The 20000-nt window shown below is 37.3% G+C and carries 18 protein-coding genes; 6 read left to right on the top strand and 12 right to left on the bottom strand.

The window, feature by feature from the left end; translation table 11 throughout:
- The first annotated feature begins 50 nt into the window (after positions 1-50).
- Complete coding sequence (locus H3T48_RS01350) at positions 51-494, top strand: GNAT family N-acetyltransferase (RefSeq protein WP_198187926.1); 444 nt, start codon at positions 51-53, stop codon at positions 492-494.
- Between the two features lie 72 nt (positions 495-566).
- Here the strand turns inward: H3T48_RS01350 and H3T48_RS01355 are convergent, their stop codons facing one another.
- The 7 genes from H3T48_RS01355 to H3T48_RS01385 all read right to left on the bottom strand — a co-directional run bounded on the left by H3T48_RS01355 (position 567) and on the right by H3T48_RS01385 (position 7630).
- Entirely contained in the window at positions 567-1703 is a 1137-nt protein-coding gene (locus H3T48_RS01355) for an SLAP domain-containing protein (protein ID WP_198187928.1), read from the bottom strand.
- Between the two features lie 46 nt (positions 1704-1749).
- Positions 1750-2967, bottom strand: coding sequence for a glucosaminidase domain-containing protein (locus tag H3T48_RS01360; RefSeq protein ID WP_198187930.1), 1218 nt, complete (start codon positions 2965-2967; stop codon positions 1750-1752).
- A 122-nt stretch (positions 2968-3089) separates the two neighbouring features.
- Positions 3090-3581, bottom strand: coding sequence for a sigma-70 family RNA polymerase sigma factor (locus H3T48_RS01365; protein WP_198187931.1), 492 nt, complete (start codon positions 3579-3581; stop codon positions 3090-3092).
- Positions 3582-3818: 237 nt separating this feature from the next.
- Positions 3819-4661, bottom strand: a complete 843-nt coding sequence (locus H3T48_RS01370) for a hypothetical protein (protein ID WP_198187933.1) — start codon at positions 4659-4661, stop codon at positions 3819-3821.
- 131 nt (positions 4662-4792) lie between these two features.
- A complete protein-coding gene (locus H3T48_RS01375) occupies positions 4793-6577 on the bottom strand; it encodes an SLAP domain-containing protein (RefSeq protein WP_198187940.1) in 1785 nt (594 codons plus the stop codon).
- A 499-nt stretch (positions 6578-7076) separates the two neighbouring features.
- On the bottom strand, positions 7077-7352 hold the full coding sequence (locus tag H3T48_RS01380; RefSeq protein ID WP_198187942.1) for a DUF2922 domain-containing protein: 276 nt from the start codon (positions 7350-7352) through the stop codon (positions 7077-7079).
- 53 nt (positions 7353-7405) lie between these two features.
- Positions 7406-7630, bottom strand: coding sequence for a DUF1659 domain-containing protein (locus H3T48_RS01385; RefSeq protein WP_074425912.1), 225 nt, complete (start codon positions 7628-7630; stop codon positions 7406-7408).
- Positions 7631-7847: 217 nt separating this feature from the next.
- Between H3T48_RS01385 and H3T48_RS01390 the strand changes: the two genes are divergently transcribed.
- The 3 genes from H3T48_RS01390 to H3T48_RS01400 all read left to right on the top strand — a co-directional run bounded on the left by H3T48_RS01390 (position 7848) and on the right by H3T48_RS01400 (position 11550).
- A complete protein-coding gene (locus H3T48_RS01390) occupies positions 7848-8720 on the top strand; it encodes a hypothetical protein (RefSeq protein WP_198187944.1) in 873 nt (290 codons plus the stop codon).
- A gap of 242 nt (positions 8721-8962) precedes the next feature.
- Entirely contained in the window at positions 8963-9397 is a 435-nt protein-coding gene (locus H3T48_RS01395; RefSeq protein WP_198187946.1) for a hypothetical protein, read from the top strand.
- Positions 9398-9519: 122 nt separating this feature from the next.
- On the top strand, positions 9520-11550 hold the full coding sequence (locus H3T48_RS01400; protein WP_198187948.1) for a KUP/HAK/KT family potassium transporter: 2031 nt from the start codon (positions 9520-9522) through the stop codon (positions 11548-11550).
- Between the two features lie 74 nt (positions 11551-11624).
- Here the strand turns inward: H3T48_RS01400 and lepB are convergent, their stop codons facing one another.
- The gene (lepB, locus tag H3T48_RS01405) at positions 11625-12266 is read right to left on the bottom strand and encodes a signal peptidase I (RefSeq protein WP_074425916.1); all 642 of its coding nucleotides are present in this window, start codon (positions 12264-12266) and stop codon (positions 11625-11627) included.
- A gap of 177 nt (positions 12267-12443) precedes the next feature.
- Between lepB and H3T48_RS01410 the strand changes: the two genes are divergently transcribed.
- Both H3T48_RS01410 and H3T48_RS01415 read left to right on the top strand, forming a co-directional pair.
- Positions 12444-12956 carry a hypothetical protein gene (locus H3T48_RS01410; RefSeq protein ID WP_232349833.1) on the top strand — a complete coding sequence of 171 codons (513 nt, stop codon included), beginning with the start codon at positions 12444-12446 and terminating at the stop codon, positions 12954-12956.
- Between the two features lie 18 nt (positions 12957-12974).
- A complete protein-coding gene (locus H3T48_RS01415) occupies positions 12975-13616 on the top strand; it encodes a hypothetical protein (RefSeq protein WP_198187950.1) in 642 nt (213 codons plus the stop codon).
- Positions 13617-13716: 100 nt separating this feature from the next.
- On the opposite strand, the gene H3T48_RS01420 is transcribed toward H3T48_RS01415, so the two are convergent.
- The 4 genes from H3T48_RS01420 to H3T48_RS01435 all read right to left on the bottom strand — a co-directional run bounded on the left by H3T48_RS01420 (position 13717) and on the right by H3T48_RS01435 (position 19989).
- Positions 13717-14967, bottom strand: coding sequence for a Fic family protein (locus H3T48_RS01420; protein WP_198187952.1), 1251 nt, complete (start codon positions 14965-14967; stop codon positions 13717-13719).
- 328 nt (positions 14968-15295) lie between these two features.
- A complete protein-coding gene (locus tag H3T48_RS01425; RefSeq protein WP_198187955.1) occupies positions 15296-17245 on the bottom strand; it encodes a M13 family metallopeptidase in 1950 nt (649 codons plus the stop codon).
- Positions 17246-17338: 93 nt separating this feature from the next.
- On the bottom strand, positions 17339-18559 hold the full coding sequence (locus tag H3T48_RS01430; RefSeq protein ID WP_074425920.1) for an MFS transporter: 1221 nt from the start codon (positions 18557-18559) through the stop codon (positions 17339-17341).
- A 167-nt stretch (positions 18560-18726) separates the two neighbouring features.
- A complete protein-coding gene (locus H3T48_RS01435; protein ID WP_198183358.1) occupies positions 18727-19989 on the bottom strand; it encodes a carboxylate--amine ligase in 1263 nt (420 codons plus the stop codon).
- Positions 19990-20000: the final 11 nt, after the last annotated feature.

Consider the following 20000-nt stretch of genomic DNA (forward strand, 5'->3'; position numbering starts at 1 on the left):
ATATGTGCTAAAATAATCGTAACAATAAGCTTCGTTAGGAGGTAGTTTTAATGATTAGGAATGCACAAGTAACTGACAGTTCAGCAATTCAGGAAATTAATCGGACACAATTAGGTTACGATTGCTCACTTGAGCAAACAACTAAAAACTTGCAACGTATTTTAAAGGATGCAAACCATCATTATCTATTAGTTTATGAAGATGACGTAAGCCGTCAAGTAGAAGGCTATCTTCATGCTGAAATTTTTGAAGAAACCTACTTCGAGCCGTTATTGGACGTTTTAGCATTAGCTGTTGCTGGTTCAACGCAAGGAAAAGGTATTGGTACTAAGCTAATGAGCAGATTAGAAGAGCTTGCACAAGAACTCGATATCAATGAAATAAGATTGAGTTCAGGAGAGGAACGAGTAGCTGCACACAAATTTTATGAAAAACTGGGTTATCAATGTCTGAAAAAACAAAAAAGGTTTGTCAAAAAATTAAGTACAAAGTAAAAAAGAGCTAATCGCAATAGAAATTTGCGATTAGCTCTTTTGGTAGTCTTTAAAAATCAACTAACTAGCGTATTAGAAATTTGCTGCTTTAACGAAGCGATTTTCACTAATTGCGTAGTAGATTTGACCATCAATATTAATTCTACCACCGTAAGTATGAACACTAGTGCCACGCAATAGTTTAGTATTGTCAGCACGTAGGCCAGTAGTATCGTAAATATATGCGTTATGTGTTAGAACTCTTGAGGTACCAATGATGTTACTTGCAACAACATATTCATTTTCACCAATTTGCAAGTACTTCTTACCATTGATCATTTTTGTAGCAGTTACGTTTACTTCGATACCAGCAGTCTTTAGTGGTGCGTTAGTACGTTGTCCATTTGCGTCATAAACGTAAGCATCATGCATCAACTTCTTCTTACCTGTTGGCGCTTGTGAGACAGGATCTGGATCAGTAGCAGTACTGTTACTGTCAGATACGCCGTCTTGACCGGTAGAGGCGTCTGTTTCACCAGCTTGAAGATTGTAGTAAGACTTAAGCAAGGAGAAGAACTCATCCATTGAGTAGCCCCATTTAGCAAAGTAGCCATCTGGATCTGTGTGATTGGTTCCGCCTAGAAAACGAGAAACTGCGTGGTGTGACCAAATTGTTCCTTGACCAGTGTTTGAAGCATTAGTTGGTACGATGCCATAACGGTGCAACAATTTAGCTGCATAGATTGCATCATTGTTAACACTCTTTGCAAACTTATCTCTAGTGTTTTCCTGGCAAAGTTCAATTTGGATGTAGCGGCTGTTGGCAATTGCACCAGCACCCCAGACACCATAATTTGGTGTCATCATTTGAATTACCTGTTTACTGTCAACAAAGGCATGAACGTAGGAATACATATTCATCCATTCACGGTTAAAGTAGATAGCCTCATTATAAGCAGAAGCATTTGGTGTTGCCGTTTCGTGAATTACAATTCCTTCTGGCTTACCTTTTCTGTACTTGATAATGTTGCCATTGGCATAAAACTTATTGTACTTGATGTTGGCTGTTTGTAACATTTTATACAAGTAAGTTTCCCCAACATAGCTATTTTGCTTAGCAACCGCATTAATCGATGCCGCCTCAACTGTTTGAGTCTGACTGACTTTAAAAACAGGTGCAACTAAACCTACTCCGATAGCAACAGTAGTTATTAGTTTCTTTATCTTCATTCTAAACGTTAGTTCCTCATTTCTTTTTTGTTAATTGGTTTTTACTTTAAAAATTGGCCTTCTTTACATACTGATGAACACCAATCCGGTAGTATTTGTGTCCATAAATTGTTATTGCAGCGCCATAAGTAGCAATTGATTGCCCCTTCTTCAAAACCTTCATATTATCGCGATTGCCATAATCGTTATAAACATAAGAGTTCTTCTTTAATGTTCTAAAAGTACCGTCAATGTTACCACAGGCAATGTATTGATCTTCACCGATTCGGTAATACTTCTTGCCATTAATCTTTTTAGTGCCATAAGTTGCGATGACCTTGCCTTCATCGCCAGCCTTAATTGCTTTCATGCCCTTAACACGTTTGCCTTCTGCATCATAAACGTAAGAAGTGTGCATCAAGGTCTTATTAACCTTCTCATCACCTTTAGGTGCTTGAGAAGCAGGAGGCAGTGCACTACCAGCATCTAACAATGTATCATTAACCCAGCCTTTACCTGAGATGTACATCCGTTTTTTGCCGTTATAAAAAGTGATTGTCTTGGTTACAGTTACCGCATCGCCCTTATTAACTGAACTTGTTTTAGCAGAAACTGAGTGGTCAGTTGGCCAAGCATAGGTAGCACCAGCTTTTTTCACCACATAGGACTTAGACGCGTTGGAAATTGTCGGATCGTATTGCGTAAGATTGTAAGCAGTAATACGACTATTCAAAATCGTGTTGTAGTTATTGGCTGTTGCATACGTTCCAGTCAAAGCCTTGGTAGCATCTGTGTATGAGGACGCATTTTCGAGCCAAGCGCCTTGGTAACGGTCAGGTTGCCAAGAAACACCTAGACGCAACTTCTTACCGTTATCATCGAAGGATTCTTGGTAAGTATTGTATTTTCTAAATTTAGCAGTGACATAGTAGCTCTTGCCGTTCTTATCTTCTTCACGCGTTTTAGCGGAATAAGTAGCACCTGGCCAACTATCATCGGCTTTCATACCGAATAAGTTGTTAGCATTAACTGCAAGCCCAGATTGACCCCAATTCGACTCAACAATTGCTTGTGCAATCATTACTGAAGGATATAGACCATATTTCTTAGCGACCTTCTGTGCTTGTCTAGTAGCAGTGTTTAAAAAAGTTGTTTCTGTTGCTGTAGCAGCTGAGACTTGATCAGCTCGAGCTGGCGAAGCGGCAATTAAGTTGTTGGTAACTGGAATTACAGCAGACGCAGCGAGTAACGCAGCTGAAAAACCAGTGATTAGTTTCTTTTTCATAAGTGTGTGTTTGCCTCCTTAATCGACATCTTTATTGTATCGAGCAATTTCACAAGAAACAATAGATAGCATTTAATTGTAGTCAAAAAGTAATATAGCTCGACTTTTATTACAAGAAAAAGTTATCTTTCTAAAACTTCCTGTAATCGATTTAGTAATTGACTCTTAATACGTTGTAGTTGTCCTCTACTGACACCTATTTGCCTACTAAGCTGTTGAACCGGCTCACGCCCAATCAAATGCTCTAAAAATAGCTTCTGTTCTATGTCAGACAAGTATGGTAGCTCTGCTTCTAATGCTAAGTAATTATCCCAATTATGCTTATCTTCAACTATTTGCAAGTTTGTCAGTTCACTCTCACGTTCACACAGATGTTGCTCCTTGCGTAACAAATCAGTTGTGCGCCAGATTATCTTGCGAAAACTGCTTCGATCGACTTCTTCACGCGGAAGGGTTTGATTCTGCGTGAGCATATGCGCATAAGTAATAATCCCTTCCTGCAAAAAGTCCTCATAATTAGTATAGTCCTGTCTCACATGTGCGTACTTCAATGCACCTCTGACTAGTTTTTGGTTCTCCCATGCTTGTAAAAAAGCTTGTCGACTTATTTCCATTTGTGACATCTTCCTTTTCGTCTTTAGTGTCACAAGCGCTTGTGCATATAGTAGCTTAGCAAGTTATTAATACTGCGTAAAAACAAGTATCGTAAGCGGTAACAATTAAGTTAAGCGCATTCTTAATTCAAGGGTAAAACATAACCCTGCGCTACTTGAGGATTAATAAACTCAATAAACCGTGCCAAAAAAGTGTAAACAAAAAGCGAATTAACCCAAAGTTAATTCGCTTCTTTATCAAAATAGGGTATCACGGCGTTGAGTAGCCTTCCTAACTGCCCGATGAAATTCAGTTAACAACGGCAATTCCAAATAGTCAGCTAGACAGCGACCATATCGTTGCTGTCTTTTATCCTGTAATTCAAGCAGTAATGGCTTAATTGCCAGGTCATTGTATGGATCATGAGGATGAAAGTACTCCGGCTGATCTATTAAGGATTCACCCTTGGGTCGCTGCACTTGCCAGCCTAGTGACTGCTCGAAATGAGCAATTAGTAGTTCGCAAAGGATGTGATTATAAACCAGACTATTGGAAATCTGGTCAACCACATAACGGCTACAATCATAATAAGCAAAAATGTAGCTTATTTCTCCATAGGGCACTGTTTTAAATACAACAGAAGAAATATTAATGGCTCGAAAACCAATCATCTGATGTAATGATACCCAATCAATACTACCTGAGTTATAACTGCGTAATGAAAAATATGCCAGTCTCCCTGTAGCAATAATGTTACGACTAGTCAGGTTTAATTTACTAGCAAAATCACGTTGAAATTCCAAGCCAGCTAAAAGACATTTTTGTCCAAAAGCTGTAAATAATGAGCGAGTACTATTTTGACATAAGACTATCCCTTTCTGACAATCAAAAATTACACTCTTATATTTACCCAATAGTGGTTCCTTCTGGAATTCATATATCGCAATCGTATCCCGATTAATTTGATAATTTGCATCTTTTGTAAGATACATATCAATTGTCTGATCTACTCCAACTTTTTGTCGCAAAATATCCTTGGACCACACACGGTGTTCCTTTTCTCGCGGTAGATTTAAGGTCTGCTGCTTCTTTGCTAACATTCATTCAGTCCTCTCTATTTGATTTTACCTATACAATTATACACAAATTGTTATCGGTTTCATAGAAGAGGAAACAAAAAACGGAAGCGACTAGTGTCGTTTCCGTTTCTGTAATTAATTTAACTAATTAATTAAAAGTTAGCAACTTTAACGTATTGCTTAGCTGGGCCACCGATACGGTAGTAAGCCTTACCATTCTTGAATGTGTAAGGAGCACCGTAAGTAGTAACCTTAGCACCCTTGCGTAATACACGACGGTCAGCACGTTTAGTACTTGTCTTGTATACGTAAGCGTTGTGAGTTAAAGTACGAACAGTACCATCGATGTTGTCAGCCATTACGTATTGGTTGTCACCGATTTGGTAAACCAAGCTACCGTCAGCAAGCTTAGTAGCTGCACCGTAAACATCAACGTTTGAGTAAGCAGCTAAAGTCTTAGTACCAACACGCTTGTGATCCTTGTCGTAGATGAATGCGTTGTGCATAACCTTCTTAGCAACCTTGTCAGCTGGCTTGAAAGTACCATCAACATATTTACTTTCGATGTACTTGTTAGAATCAGCGCTGTTAATACGTGCGTAAGTCTTGTCACCAATCTTGATTGATTCACCAAAGACAGCAATTTGATCGCCCTTCTTAACAACAGTCTTAGTATCAGTTACGTTGTTACCAACGATTTCGTAAACTGGTACATCACCATCTGATTGAACAGTCTTGTAAGAAGCACCTTTAGCACCAACAGTTAACATGAAGGTAACCTTAGTAGTCTTGCCATCAGCATTAGTTGCACTAACAACTACTGGGTATTTACCAGCAACCTTAGTGTTAACAGCTGAAACGTCAACACTTGGAGTTAACTTAGTTAAGTCAGTAGCACTAACAGTAGTAGCAAATGCAGCTACAATAGCATCCTTGTCTACAACACCATCAACTGGTACATAGTTAAACTTAGCAGTATCTGGAAGTGAGTCAATGGTCTTAGTACCCTTGTACTTAACACCAGCAAAAGTAATTTCTGGGTATGTAGCATCACCTTCATCTGAAGATGGGTTTACAGTTATAACAATTGTACCAGTTTTACCGTTTGTTGCGTAGTAGTTAAGAGTTACTGGGAATGAAGCAGCTGGTTTGTCAAAGCTTTCTTTTGCATCGCTCTTAGTAGTGATACCAGCAGTCTTCAATGCAGCACGAACATCTGCTTTAACGTTAGTCCAGTGACCAGTTGCAGGAGTAGTACCAGCTTGTGTAGTAACACCTACACCAAACTTGTTTACGATTGCTTGAGCAACAGCTTCAACACTGTACTTTGTAGAATCAAGATCAACTGAACCAGATTGTACAGCTTTACCAGTAGTGATGTCCTTAACGTAAGGTGCACCAGTTAATGTAGAATCAGCAAGTCTGAATGAAGAACTGATTACAGGAACATTTGAAATAACACCTGACTTGTCAGAAGTCATCTTGAATGCACCATCGTTAAATGAGTATTCAGTTTCAGCCTTCAAACCAGTAATAGTTACGTATACAAAGGCAACGTAATCTGTGTTAATTGCAAGATTACCAACATTTTTAGCTTCTTCACCTGTAGCAAAACTTGGGGTACCATTAGCAGCAATTCCAGTTAATTGTGTTGGTGTGTATACCTTAGCTGATGAGGTTGAAATTGAAGCTCCAGCAGGTAAAGTTGGGTTAGCAAGTGTAACAGTCAACTTAGATGCAGGATCACCATTTGCTAAAGATAATGCATTAGTAACATTAAGCTTAAATGATGCAGCCTTGGTACCATCATTAGTAGTACCGCCTACAACAGTAACATTAGTATCAGCTAAAACAGTTGATACAGTAGAAGCAGCAACTGGTGCAACAGCTAATAAAGCAGCTGCAGCAGCACTAGCAATTCTTAAATTTTTCTTCATGTGGTCTTTCCTCCTTGTGTATATACAAAATAGTAATAGGCTATAGGTTCAGTCGTTTAGAGCCTACATTGTTACAACATCCTTCAAGCCGAATCCATAAGTTTATAACTCTTATGAGGTAGCTTTCAGGCTGAAGAACGCGCATGCGTACAGACTTACGTGCCTGAAGCATAGCTATTACTTACCACATTTCATATTGTACCTACCTTTAGCTAAAATTGCAAGGTGAGCGGATATTTTACACACTTTTGTAATAAACGCTTACAGATTATTGCAAAAATAATTTTTTAAATTAATTCGTAAAAGCTTATGTAGCAATTATTTTTACACTTTTAAAAATCAGCCAGTGTTCTTAAATTATTTTATGCAACATTAATTTTACAAAACATTAACAAATTAACAGGAAATAAAGTAAAAAGTCATGCCTAATTAAACAAGGTATGACTTTTTAATAAATAATTATCTTCGATTAGTAAAATTTTTGAGTTTCCTAATCAAACTAGTTGTGAGCCTGAACAATTGCAGCCCTTTTTGAGCTACCTGCAGAATCATCGAACAAATTTGTAACCACACGTTCAACATATGAAGCAGATTGTGGAATCTTATAGACATCAACTCCATCTTTTGCAAATGCATCTGCATCTGCAATTGTCTTCATTGCCGTTTTAACTTCTACTGAAGTCAAGTGATCAGCGGCATCCGGTAAGGCCAATGTGACCTTTTTATCATCACCATTTAAAAATACTAATTGTAAAGTTTTTGATTTAGTTACCAAATTAATCTCGCTCCTTTTCTTTCCTATATTTAATTAGCTAGCAAAAATCTTTTTTAGTTAACGGTGTCAATTAGCGGAATTGCCTGCTTTTGAATTAAGGTTGCGGCAGTCAAGTCAGCTCCTTGCAGACTTGCAAGTGCATCCCCCACCTTAGCCAAACCAGCCGCAGACGCACCCTTTTTCACATTTTTAAAGACACGCGACTTAATATTATCTTTGCCATCTTGTTGATTGTAGAAAGTGTACTGGATTGTTTGCTCTAATAAATCTAAACTCATATTTTTTACCATCCTTTTGATTGAATTATTGAAACTAACAATGTAAGAAGTAGCGCGCTAGATGTCTTACACTATTACTAACGAAATGAGACGGCAAAGTGTAACAAATTTCTTGAGAATTTTTTATATTATTGGCAAAAAACGTGTATCTGTAGTCAAACCAACATTAACCCTCTATAATTAATGTAAGAATTAGTAAGGAGGATAAATTCCTATTATGAAAAAATCCACGATTTGGACGATCGCAGCCGTTGTCATTATTGCCCTCGGTGGTGGCGTCTTTTACGCAACACAAAAATCAAATAGCAACCAAGTAGATGCTTCTTATAACAGTGCCATTCAATCTGGTAAAGAAGCCGTTAAAGACAAAAATTACACTAGAGCAAGTGACGCATTTGACAAGGCCCTTTCGATTAAGAAAACCGATCAAGCACAAGCTTATAAAGAACAAGCTGACAACATGACGGCTGCAATTAAAGCAACTAAAGATGGTGAATACGATGACGCCCTTGCCAAGACTAATGATGTCATTAAGCAGAGCAACGGTTATTCCGTTTTAGTTAGTCACGGTAAAAAGCTGACTAAAACCATCAAGGATGTTCAAGATAATTATGAACACGAAATTAAGCCGATTTTTGCAGCTGCTAAGCAAAACGAAGATGACAAGCAGTACGATCAAGCTGCTGACCAATACCAAAAAGTGCTAGACCTACCTTATATTGATGGCAAGTACTACGCTAAATATAAGAAACAAGCTAGCGCTGGCCTTGATAAGAACAAGCAGGCTGCTAAAGATAATAAGAATGAAGCTGAATCTTCTTCTAATAGTAGTTCTAACAGTGCAAATTCTAATGGCGGTGACACTGGTAATGCAGGTAAAACTGGTGAAGGCTCAATGGGCGACCACAAAGTTCACGGTCAAACCGTTACAAATGACCAAATTGCTCAACTGCGTAAACGTGTAACTAAACTTGGTTACGAAGGTATGGCATGGAGTCCTCAAGATTTAATCGATCTTTACCGTAAATCTGGACGTGCAAATCCTGATCAAATTACTAAGAATGATGTACAAAGCTATCTAAAACCATAATTGATACTTTATAATGAAGAAAAGTTTTAAAAGCGTCTAAGTATTTTAGCTAAGACGCTTTTAACTTGGACATTTTTAGCCATTTAATCATGTGCAACAATAATGCTATAATTTGACTAACTGAAGAAATGGGCTACTAGGTTTTTCTCAAGTAGCTACTGTATAGTTGCTTTTACCGCTTAAACTCTGTAAAATGACTATTGTCTTTCACGTTTCCTATTTTTACTAAAGGGGTGTCTGCTTTGACTGAAAAAGAAACAAATATCAAAGAGCAAGATAATGAACAAGAACAAGAAAATGAAGAATTAAAGGTTGTCATGCCTGAGGCTGAATGGACAACAATGCCTGAAGAAGAGTTTGCTGAACAACCTGATTATTTAAGAGTTTTCACTGACTTCTACATTGCTAAATTCAACCAGCGCGACTTGGAAATCATGAACACTTATGATCCTGATTCAAACATGGTTGATATTAACCACTATGTAATGGACAACATCAAATTTTCACGTAATGAATTGGTTAAGCACGCTTTGCAATACCACGCTAACAACTTCCAAAATATAGTAGACGAAATTGTTAAGCAAGATAGTATTAAGCCTGAAGAAATGACTTCATACAGCGATTGGGACAACTGGTACGAAGACCGTCGTAATAATATTTCTACTTCTTTATCATAATTTACTTGTACTATTACGAAAAAAAGAACAAAATAGGTACTTAAATGGGAATGTCGGTTGACATTCTTTTTTACTTAATTAAATAAAATCTTGAAATAGTCTAATGGGAGTATCAGATTACTATGGATCACAAGAAGAAGCGGATTTCCGCGGCCGGTTTGTTAATCACAATTGGGATTGTGTACGGTGATATCGGAACTAGTCCGCTCTATGTTATGAAGTCGATTGTTAATGGTAACGGCGGCATCGCCAACGTTAACCGCGAATTGATTTTAGGTTCAATCTCACTGATTTTTTGGACAGTTACATTATTAACGACTGTTAAATACGTTATAATTGCGCTTAATGCGACCAACCGTGGTGAAGGTGGTATTTTTGCCTTATATGCACTCGTTCGTAAGCGAGCCAAATGGTTGGTTATGCCTGCCTTAATTGGTGGGGCTGCACTGCTTGCAGACGGAACGCTGACACCTGCAGTTACCGTTACGACTTCAATTGAAGGTCTGAAAAATATGCATTTTGGCAGTAGTGTTCCTGTTCCTAATCAGAACTCCGTCATTGTGATTACCATTATCATTTTGCTGATACTGTTTTCAATTCAAATGTTGGGAACAAGTAGTATCGGTAAAGCGTTTGGACCAATAATGTTGGTCTGGTTCACTTTTTTAGGTGTAATCGGTATTAGCAATATGGCTCATGACTGGTCAATTATCGAAGCACTTAATCCCGTATGGGCAATCAAAATTTTATTCAGCCCTGCAAACAAAGCCGGTATCTTCATTCTAGGATCAATCTTCCTAGCAACTACCGGTGCCGAAGCACTATATTCAGATGTTGGTCACGTTGGCCGTGGCAATATCCTAGGCTCTTGGCCTTACGTATTTGTTTGCCTAGCTTTAAACTATCTTGGTCAAGGTGTTTGGATTTTACAAAACCCTAATTACCAAACTAACGGTGGCGAATTAAACCCATTCTTCGAAGCTGTACCAGCTAACTTACGTTTATTTGCCATCATTTTGGCAACCATTGCCGCAATTATCGCTTCACAAGCCTTGATTACTGGTTCATTTACACTTGTATCTGAAGCCAGTGGTTTGAAGTTTTTACCACGGATGAAAATTAACTACCCAACAACCGAGCACGGTCAGATTTATATTCCATCTGTTAACAAGATGATCTGTGTCGCAACCATTGCCGTTGTTCTATTCTTCCGTACTTCGGAACACATGGAAGCAGCCTACGGTCTGTCAATTACGGTTACCATGTTAATGACCACCCTACTCTTATTCGAGTACTTGGCTTCTAAGCATCACCCACTTATTTTGCGTCTTTGCTTCTTGCTTGTCTTTGGTTTTATCGAAGGCATGTTCTTGATTTCAAGTTTAACCAAGTTTATGCACGGTGGCTACGTAACTGTCTTAATTGCCGGTTTCATCGGTGTAATTATGTTCATTTGGTACTTCGGTAACAAGGTACGTGATAAACACGAAGGGGCAAAAACTTATGTCCGCTTGGACGAATACACTGATATGTTGACTGACTTAAGTCATGATGATGATTATCCAGTATATGCAACTAACTTAGTTTATATGGCTAAAGTGAAGTATAACAAGTTTATTAAACGCGAAATCATGTACTCTATTTTGGATAAACGACCAAAAAGAGCTGCTGCTTACTGGTTCGTATCAGTTAACATTACTAATGAGCCGTACACAGCGCGCTATGCGGTTAATACTTACGGCACCAAAAATGTCATCAATGTTCAGCTTTTCTTAGGTTTTAAAAAGCAAACCAGCGTGAATGTTTACTTACGGCAAATCGTTCAGGACTTAATCAAGGATGGAACAATTGAGGCACAACCGCAGGATTACACTACTACTCCTGGCCGCCAAGTTGGAGACTTCTCATTCGTTATCGTTAATGAAGTCTTCAGTCCACTTACCAAACTTAAGGGCTTTGAAAAACTAATGCTAAAAGCTCGTATCTGGTTACAAAACTTGTCTTCCAATCCAGCATCTTGGTTTGGCTTAGAATACACCGATACGGTGGTTGAGCAAGTCCCATTAATTCTGGGCCGTCCTGAGACAAAATTGCACATTAAGCGTGTTGCACCAAAGGACTACTCTAATTTAAAAGATCAGGAAACTGAATAAGAAACAAAGAAGCATCTGAAGAAAATCTTCAGATGCTTTTTTATGTCGATGAAATTGTGTCCAACGTGTTGTCACTAATACAAACTAAGCCGGTTAAGTGGCCAGTATCGAACTTTGACTACACCTTCAATTTTACTTCTAGGAATTGCTCCAATGTAACGACTATCCTTTGATACACTCCGGTGATCGCCCAATACAAAGTATGAATCTTTCGGAACCTTATTAGTTTTTCTCATCAAGTTCAACTGCGCTGCCGTATAAATTTTCTTATAGTCTTTTTTAGTTGCTAACGAGCGAATTGAAAAGTTTCCAGTGTCAGAGTAATGTGTACCATTGAAGCCATCCTCATGGTCTATCAGTTTAAAGCCCGGTTCTAAATAACTCTGGTCAATCTTTTTGCCATTAACATAAATCTTATTGTTCTTTGCAGTAACTGTATCACCTGGTAAGCCAATGATTCGTTTGATATAAAACGCTTTTGGTTCATCAGGTGCTTTTAGAATGATGACTTCGTTACGCTTTAGTTCACTATGGCGATAAGCAATGACGCGCTCTTGATTTTCAAAAGTTGGTTGCATTGAAATGCCTGATACAGAGCATTTAACTATTACAAACTTGGTTAACAAAAAATTGATTACGACAAAGGCGATGAATAAAACGACTGTATACTTAAAAATATCGTAGAAATCTTTTTTACTTTGCTGGTTATCTTTCATGAACTTAACTTTCTTTTCTATTACTGAGAACAAGTTTATACAATAAGTACATTATAAACTTTAGAATGAAAAAGTTAAAAATCAAAAGCAAACGCATATCTATTATTGAACTGTCATTTTCTAGCTTTTTAAAATATAATAACTGTAATGTTAGTTTTATATATGGAGAAATAATTTATGGAAAGCAAACTAATAATCGATGAACAACGAGCTACTACACTATTTGATGCTTATTGTTCATCTGAAACAAATCAAGGTCATTACTATGTTGATTTTGTTCCTATCACTTTTATGAATGAGGATTTTGCTGAACTAGCTGATTATTTGGCAATTAATTACAAACCAGATTTTGCCAAAAAGATTATTTTTATTGCTTTTACCATTCTTTGTTATTATGATTCAGCAGTCTTCTTACCTGGCAATGACTATTTAGAAAAATATACTAATAAAGACTTGCGCCATACTGATTTGGAGAGCATTGCTAAAGAAATTAGAGACAAAGTAATTAAAAACCGCATGGGTTTGTATATTTTCTTTCAAACCGAAGACAAAGACCACATTTCTTTAATGAGTATCGAAGATGAATACAGTACACATTTTTTTGGTCTTTCTGGGGAAGCACAAAAGATGATTGAACAGCTAGTAACTCACCAAGGCTTATTTTTCAAAAAAGTTAAAAATATTGATTAAATCAAGGAGAACTTACCGATGTCAGTTGAAAAAGACTACGAAATAATTAATAAGATACTCAGCGAAAACAAAGATAGTTATTACATTGACTTTGTTCCCATTACTTTTCAGAATGCGGACTTCGCGGAATTAGCTGATTATTTAGAAAAGCACTATAAAAAAGATTTTGCTAAAGGTATTATTTTTACTGCTTTCACTATTCTTTATTACTATGAGTCAGTTGTCTATTTGGATAATGACTGTGAAGATCCAGTTTATCCTGACCTGATTGATGACGACCTGAAAGAGTTGGAACTAGATAGTTTAGCAGAACTCATCCAAGAAGTGATTATGGAAAACTGGTCAGGACTAACCATTCTTTTTAAAAATGATGGTAAGTATTCCTTAATGCAAATTAAGGATGGCTGCGATGTCTATTTTGGAAATCTCTCTGGTGAAGCACTAAAAATAGTTGATCAATTGATTACTCAGCAAGGCCTTTACCTCAAGAAATTTGAACGCGAATATCGCACTGATTCTTTCGAAGAAGAAGGTGGCTGGAAAATCGAGCCGGATAATAGTCCCCTAAGCTTCCACAGTGAAAGTTTTTGGAAGCTCAAGGACAAAAATGATAAGCGTGTAAGCTTATTGGATAAAGAAGGTAAAGTATTAGGCGAATAACAATGTAGTTGAAGTTCCAAGCTTTCATTACAGCAAAAAAGAGCCCAAAAGTTAACTAATCCTTGGGGCTCTTTTTATACATTTTATTTAACTTTTAATTCTAAGCATCTAGACCTATTTGTTCTAAAAATTTCGCCGTTATTCTCCTCTTTAGTGGTTTTGCTTTAACTGTTTCAATTAAACCTTCATTTTGTAGTTCATCGAGCCCTTCTTTAAATTTCCTTCGTGATATATGATCTTGCTTAAAGAGCTCAAATAATTCCCGATCTTCTATACTACCTTCAAAATCATTAAATAAATATGCCTGCGAATAAATATATAGTTCATTAAATTTAACGATTGAATATTTACGCTTTTCAAGCTCTTTTTTGACATAGTCTAAGCGATACCGTGCCTTTTGCAATTGGTCAATGACTTCGTCTTGACCATCACTTAGATAATTTAACATGTCCTTTACGAAGAAAGTTATTTCTCCATGATTCTTTTTATCTTCAACTTCAGCAAAACCGTCATAATATGGAACCTTCTTTAAATTTATCTGATGTGAAAGGCTCACTGCAGTATACGGATCAAGTTTTTTACCGATATAGCTGCAAAAAATATACCTGCCCAGTCTGCCATTGCCATCATAAAACGGATGAACATATTCAAAATAATAATGAGCTACGCACGCCTTAATAACAGATATATACTCATCATCATTGATAAAGCCTATCCACCTTTCAAGTTGCTCATTAATTTCACTTTCATGCTGCTTGGGAAAATGTACTGTTTTGACACTGTTACCAATTCGTACAAAACCATCTCTAAATAGCTTGCCATCTGGTAACTTATTTTGAGGAATCTCGCCCTCAAGGAAGAAGTCATAAAGTTTTCTAATATCTGATAAACTTTCGATTTTATTTACTTTACCTTCTCTGATTGAAGTATACATATTAACAAAAGAAGTTAGGCGAATATTTTTCTTTTGCTTTGTCTGATTATTTATTGCATTGTTTATTTCTTCAGTAGTGGAAGAAACATTTTCAATATCATTTGTTCCCTTAATTTCCTTAACCAGCATTTGATTAAAAAACTGTTCATACGCAACGCCTGGTAACTTGGAGATTAGCTCTTTTATTTTTTGTGACTTTTCCACTACATTTCTTATCAAATCAACGATATCTTTAACAGGCACCATAAAAAGGTTATACCGCTCAGGAAGTCTGAAGCCCTCTCTCTTATTAATTGGATTAACGACTAAAGGAAACTTAACTGTTCCATAACCATTAATTCTTCTATCCAACTCGATATCAGTAGATTCTTCGGGGTGATTATAAGAATATATCCTTAATGGCTGGTATTTACTCATTATTAAATCACTCCTTTCATAGAAATCAAACAAATAGCTTTTGTTACATGCGTTATAAATCGTCAAAAATTGTGCTTTTCGCATTTATTATTCAATATTCTACACCTTAAATTGCCAAAATGGCAATTTTTGAAGTTTATAACTCAAAATAGCATAAGATAAATCGCAAAAATCGCAGTTTTGGTCATTTAGAATCCCAAAAAGTTATCACAAATTGCAATATCCGCTTTTTGACGTTTATCAAGTGATGTTAAATTAGTAAACAATAAAAAAAGCTGGCAAGGTCTAGTACTTACCAACTTTTTTATAAAACTAATCGATATTTTTATTACCAAATATAAACGCGTTTATCTGGATCTAACCACATACCGTCTTCTGGCTTAACATCGAAGGCCTTGTAGAAGTCATCTTGACATTGAGTCTGAACGTTAGCACGCAATGGACCAGGAGCGTGAACATCAACTGCAGTTTGACTCTTAATTGATTCAGTCAATTGCTTGTTAGCCCAAATGCGAGCGAAGTTTTCGAACAATTTCTTCAAGTCTTCGTTCTCATTCTTAGCAGCTTCGACTGCTGCAGTTAAACCACCTTGGTCTGCAATGTTTTCTGAAACAATTTGCTTACCGTTAAGGGTAACTGGGCCATATTCAATACCATCAAACAGGTCAATTTCAGCTTGTGTACGCTTCTTAAATTCAGCGTAGTCTTCGTCAGTCCACCAGTTCTTCATGTTACCAATTTCATCGAATTGCGCACCATTATTATCAAAGGCGTGTGAAACTTCGTGGGCAATAACAGTACCAATACCACCGTAATTAGTAGCACGGTCTTGTTTTAAGTCATAAAATGGTGCCTGAAGAATAGCAGCAGGGAATGTTAAGTCGTTTCTTTGTGGGTCGTAACATGCGTTAACGAGGTTACCAGGCATTGCCCAAACTGTCCGATCAACTTCTTTGTGCAATTGTTCAAGATTGTACTTTTGCTCCACAATGCCAAATGCACGTTCATTTGAGTAAAGGCTACCACCCTCATTAGCTGGAACCACCTTTAAGCGATTGTAAACTTCTTCAATCTTGTCAGGGTAACCAATCTTTAGCTCTAAAGCGTTAACTTTAACAATGGCCTTTTCTTTAGTTGCTTCTGACAACCAGCTATTGTTTTGCAAGCGATCCTTATAAACATCAAGCATGTGATGAATCATTTCTTCAACATCTTTTTTGGCATCTTCACCAAAATATGTCTTGCCGTAGTAAACACCAACAACTTCGCTGAAGTCTGAGTTAGCAAATTGATATGCTTGCTTTTCGCCACTTGTTAATTTTGGTTGACCGTTTAATGCTTGGCTGAATGGGAATGCTGCTTCACGAAATTCTTGTGATAAAGCAGGAGCTGCAGCATTAATAAAGTTAACAATCATCCAGCCTTTGATTTCATCAAAGTTTTCTTCATTGATAATTTCGTTAATGTGATCCAAGTAGCGTGGTTCTTCAACAATAATTCGTTCTGGTTCTTCGCCAATTGCTTCTTTCAAGTAGTAAGCAATCTTGAATTGATAAAACTTAGCTTCAAAGTCTGCAATCTTCATTGGATTGTAAGTAGCAGGATAATCTGCCCATTCTTCTGTAGACTTAACGATCTTAGATAGCTTAGCATCAAACTTAATAGCATCTTCTGCATATTTTTCTGCCTTGGCTTGATCAATACCAGCCATAGTCAAAAGCTTAACTGATTGCTTTTGTAAAATGTCTAATAGCTTTGGTGCATCAGGAGTTTGATAAGTTGTAGTGTCAGGTAAATATGTTCCTGGACCTGCAAAATACAAAGCATTAACTTTAGTATTCTTCATGTCAGGTGAAACGTCAAAGCCAAATGGGATTGAAGCAAAAGTTGATAAGGCAGGCGCATTTAAGTTGTAGTCAGAAAAGTCCTTAATGCCGTCAAGAATAGCTAAATCGTCCTTAATTGGATCAGCACCTTCTCTATTACGCTTGTCAAAATCGCATGCTAACTTATAGAGCTTAACTGCTTCATCCAAGTTAGGAACATCAGGAATTTCCTTTTTACCTGATGCAAAATCAGCTAAATCCTGCATTAAATGCTTTTCAACGCTAACGTCAATGCCATCAAATGATGCCATACGTGAACGATCTTCTGGAATCTTAGTTTTTTCAATCCACTCAGAGTTAACAGCTAGGTATAAGTTATCCTGAGGTCTTGTGCCAACTTTTGGTTCAATGACGTTGCCGCTACCGCCACGAATTGCCGAAATATTTTTCATTGAGAGAGTCCTCCCCTTTTTCTAAAATTAAAAATACACTAAATTAATATTATCATTTTAATCAATTGATAAGTGTTAAAAAGCCTTTACAAATTACTTGAAAACTTTAATGTGTTTACGCAATTTTGCATGAAGAGGAATTAGCAATAAAACCATCATGAAAATGCAAATTGCAGCCGTAATGAAGAACGGAATGTAACCTGCATGATCAATCATCATACCCCCAAATAGTGGTCCAAAGGCTTGACCGATTCCACGCGCAACACTAATTGCACCCTGATACTTACCTTTACTGGTCATTGGTGACAAGTCATTGATGTATGCTGGAACAGCTGGAAACGCTGTGGCTTCTCCTAGCGTTAACACTACCATCGACAAAGCAAAGTGTGCAAAGTCGTGGGCAAAAATAAGTGTCGCAAATGAAAGAGCGAACATTGTTGTCCCAAATATTATTTGCTGAAACAGGTTTTTAAATAGGCGCGGAAAACGAGCCAAAATAACCTGGACAGTCACAATAATTGCACCGTTAAGCGTCCACAGTAAACTGTATAAATGAAACGGAATTCCGAGTGAAACCATGTAAACCGATAGGTTTGATTCCCAGTTCATGTACATTAGCCAAGTTACTGCTAGTGAAATTAGAAAGCCGACCATCAACATGACATTGTACTTAGGCATTGGTTCAGTTTTAACTTTACCGCTTGCTCCCTTACTTTTAGCTTTGCGTTCTTTATGAAAATTAATAATTGGTCGGTAGTGAATTGCCGCATTAACGCAGGCAATTGCAAATAATGAAGAAGCTAGTAAGAACAGGAACTCAATTGAGAAGTCATAGAGATAACCAACTAGCAAGGTTCCAGTAACCGTACCGACGTTCTGGGCAAAGTAAATCAAGTTGAACACATAGCGCCCAGGATATTTCTTAATACTGGTGGAAATGGAATTGATCATTGTTCCGTTCCAACCACTAACAAATCCAGTGATAATCAGCCAAATCCAATAGGCTGGCCAGCCATGAAAGAAAGCCATAAAAAACAGGACCACAGCATCAGTGCCTAGTCCAGCAACAATTAACGGATATGGATTGAAGCGGTCATACAAGCGCCCTGCGGTGAATGACCCCAAAACATTACTTGCACAGTTGCAGAAAAGTACAAGCCCGATAACTGAAAGGCTAATGTGTAATTGCTTATTTAAGTAAACTGAAGTAAGTGGCCAAACAAAACTTGAACCAATCCAGGTTGCTAGTTCCCCTAGCAATAACCAACGTAATTTAACTTCGGTTCCAGTATTTGATCCGTGTGTGAGTTTCATTTATTCAGTCCTTTCTTGTTTTAATTTCCATTTAACAGTGTAGCAAGAAGTACGCTAAATTAACACCCTCACCTAACAGTTCAAAGTCCTAAAAACGTGGTGGTGAATAGAATTTAGGTACACATAAAAAAGAATGATTATCAGTTCAAACTGTAATCATCCTTAATTTAGTTTTCAAAAAATTGGCCTTTGTTTTCTTGGTAATATTTCTTATACCGGCCATTATAATTATGGAACATATATTTCATTAGTAGCCAACGCTTGAAGTTACGGTCCTTATCATAAAAGACAGTTGTTCCATAGCGCCCTTCGTGAATTAATTCTTCGGCAAGTTGTTTAGACTCATTGTCATGTGCATATTGCTTAAAGACTTTGACAGGTAGACCAAGCCATAGAACATGTTTGGACTTAAGCTTATTGCCGTAGACTGTTTCCTTGTCTTGCAAGCTGTCATAAACATAATCATCAACATACCACTTAGCTAAATTATAGCCGTTTAAGGTTACGTAAAAGCTTGAGCGACCCTGACGCAAGTTAATTTCAAAGAACTTGTACTTGCCATCACGCGCATCATACTTGATGTCGAAGTTGGCCATCCCCGTGTAGTTAAGTTTTTCCAAGAAGGCCTCAACCTGTTCATACAACTTTTCATTATATTCAGGCAAAATTGCCATGTAGTTACCAATAGCTTGTGGAGTTGGGTCTTCTAAAAGTGGATGACCTAAGCACATCATCTTGACATGGTGATGACGGTCAACATACGCGTTAAGAACACGCATGTTGGAATCATCACCAGGGATAAAGTCTTGTGCAATTAAATCGGCCTGATAGCCATTGCCATAAATCTTGCCAACGATGTCACGCAATTCTGTTTCGTTATGAATTGTGAAGGCCTTTTTACGTCCTTCAAAGTGAACGTCAAGCCAAGAAACAGGATCTTCTGGTTTTAGTTCAATTGGATAGTCAAACGGCAACTCAAGGTAGTTTTCTGCCTTAAAGTCAGTCATGGTAATAATCTTAGTCTTAGGGTAAGGCAAACCGCATTCTTCAGCGATTTGGTAGAAGCCCTCTTTAGAAATTAATTTTTCTAACAGATCATATTCAATGTAAGGTACAACAAAGACATCAGCTAATTCGTCTTTGTGCTTGGAAAGAAGTTCGGCATAGCCGTCACCACAGGCAATTAGAATAACAGGTTCCTGATGATCCTGGTAGAGCTTTTTTTGCTCACGCATTACTTCAATAAAAGTTGGATCTTCACTAAATCCTGGATGAAGTTCAACACTGACAATTTTAGAATAACGGGTTGGAGCTAGCTGAGTATCCGCTAACGCTTTAACGCTAATTCCATAGGCTTCATTAAAGGATCTTGCCATCCCATATACGTTAATATCACTACCGAGTAATATAGGTGTAAAATCTTGACTCATTTAAAATTGCT

Source organism: Lactobacillus sp. M0403 (assembly GCF_016101265.1).
In the GTDB taxonomy this organism is placed as follows: domain Bacteria; phylum Bacillota; class Bacilli; order Lactobacillales; family Lactobacillaceae; genus Lactobacillus; species Lactobacillus apis.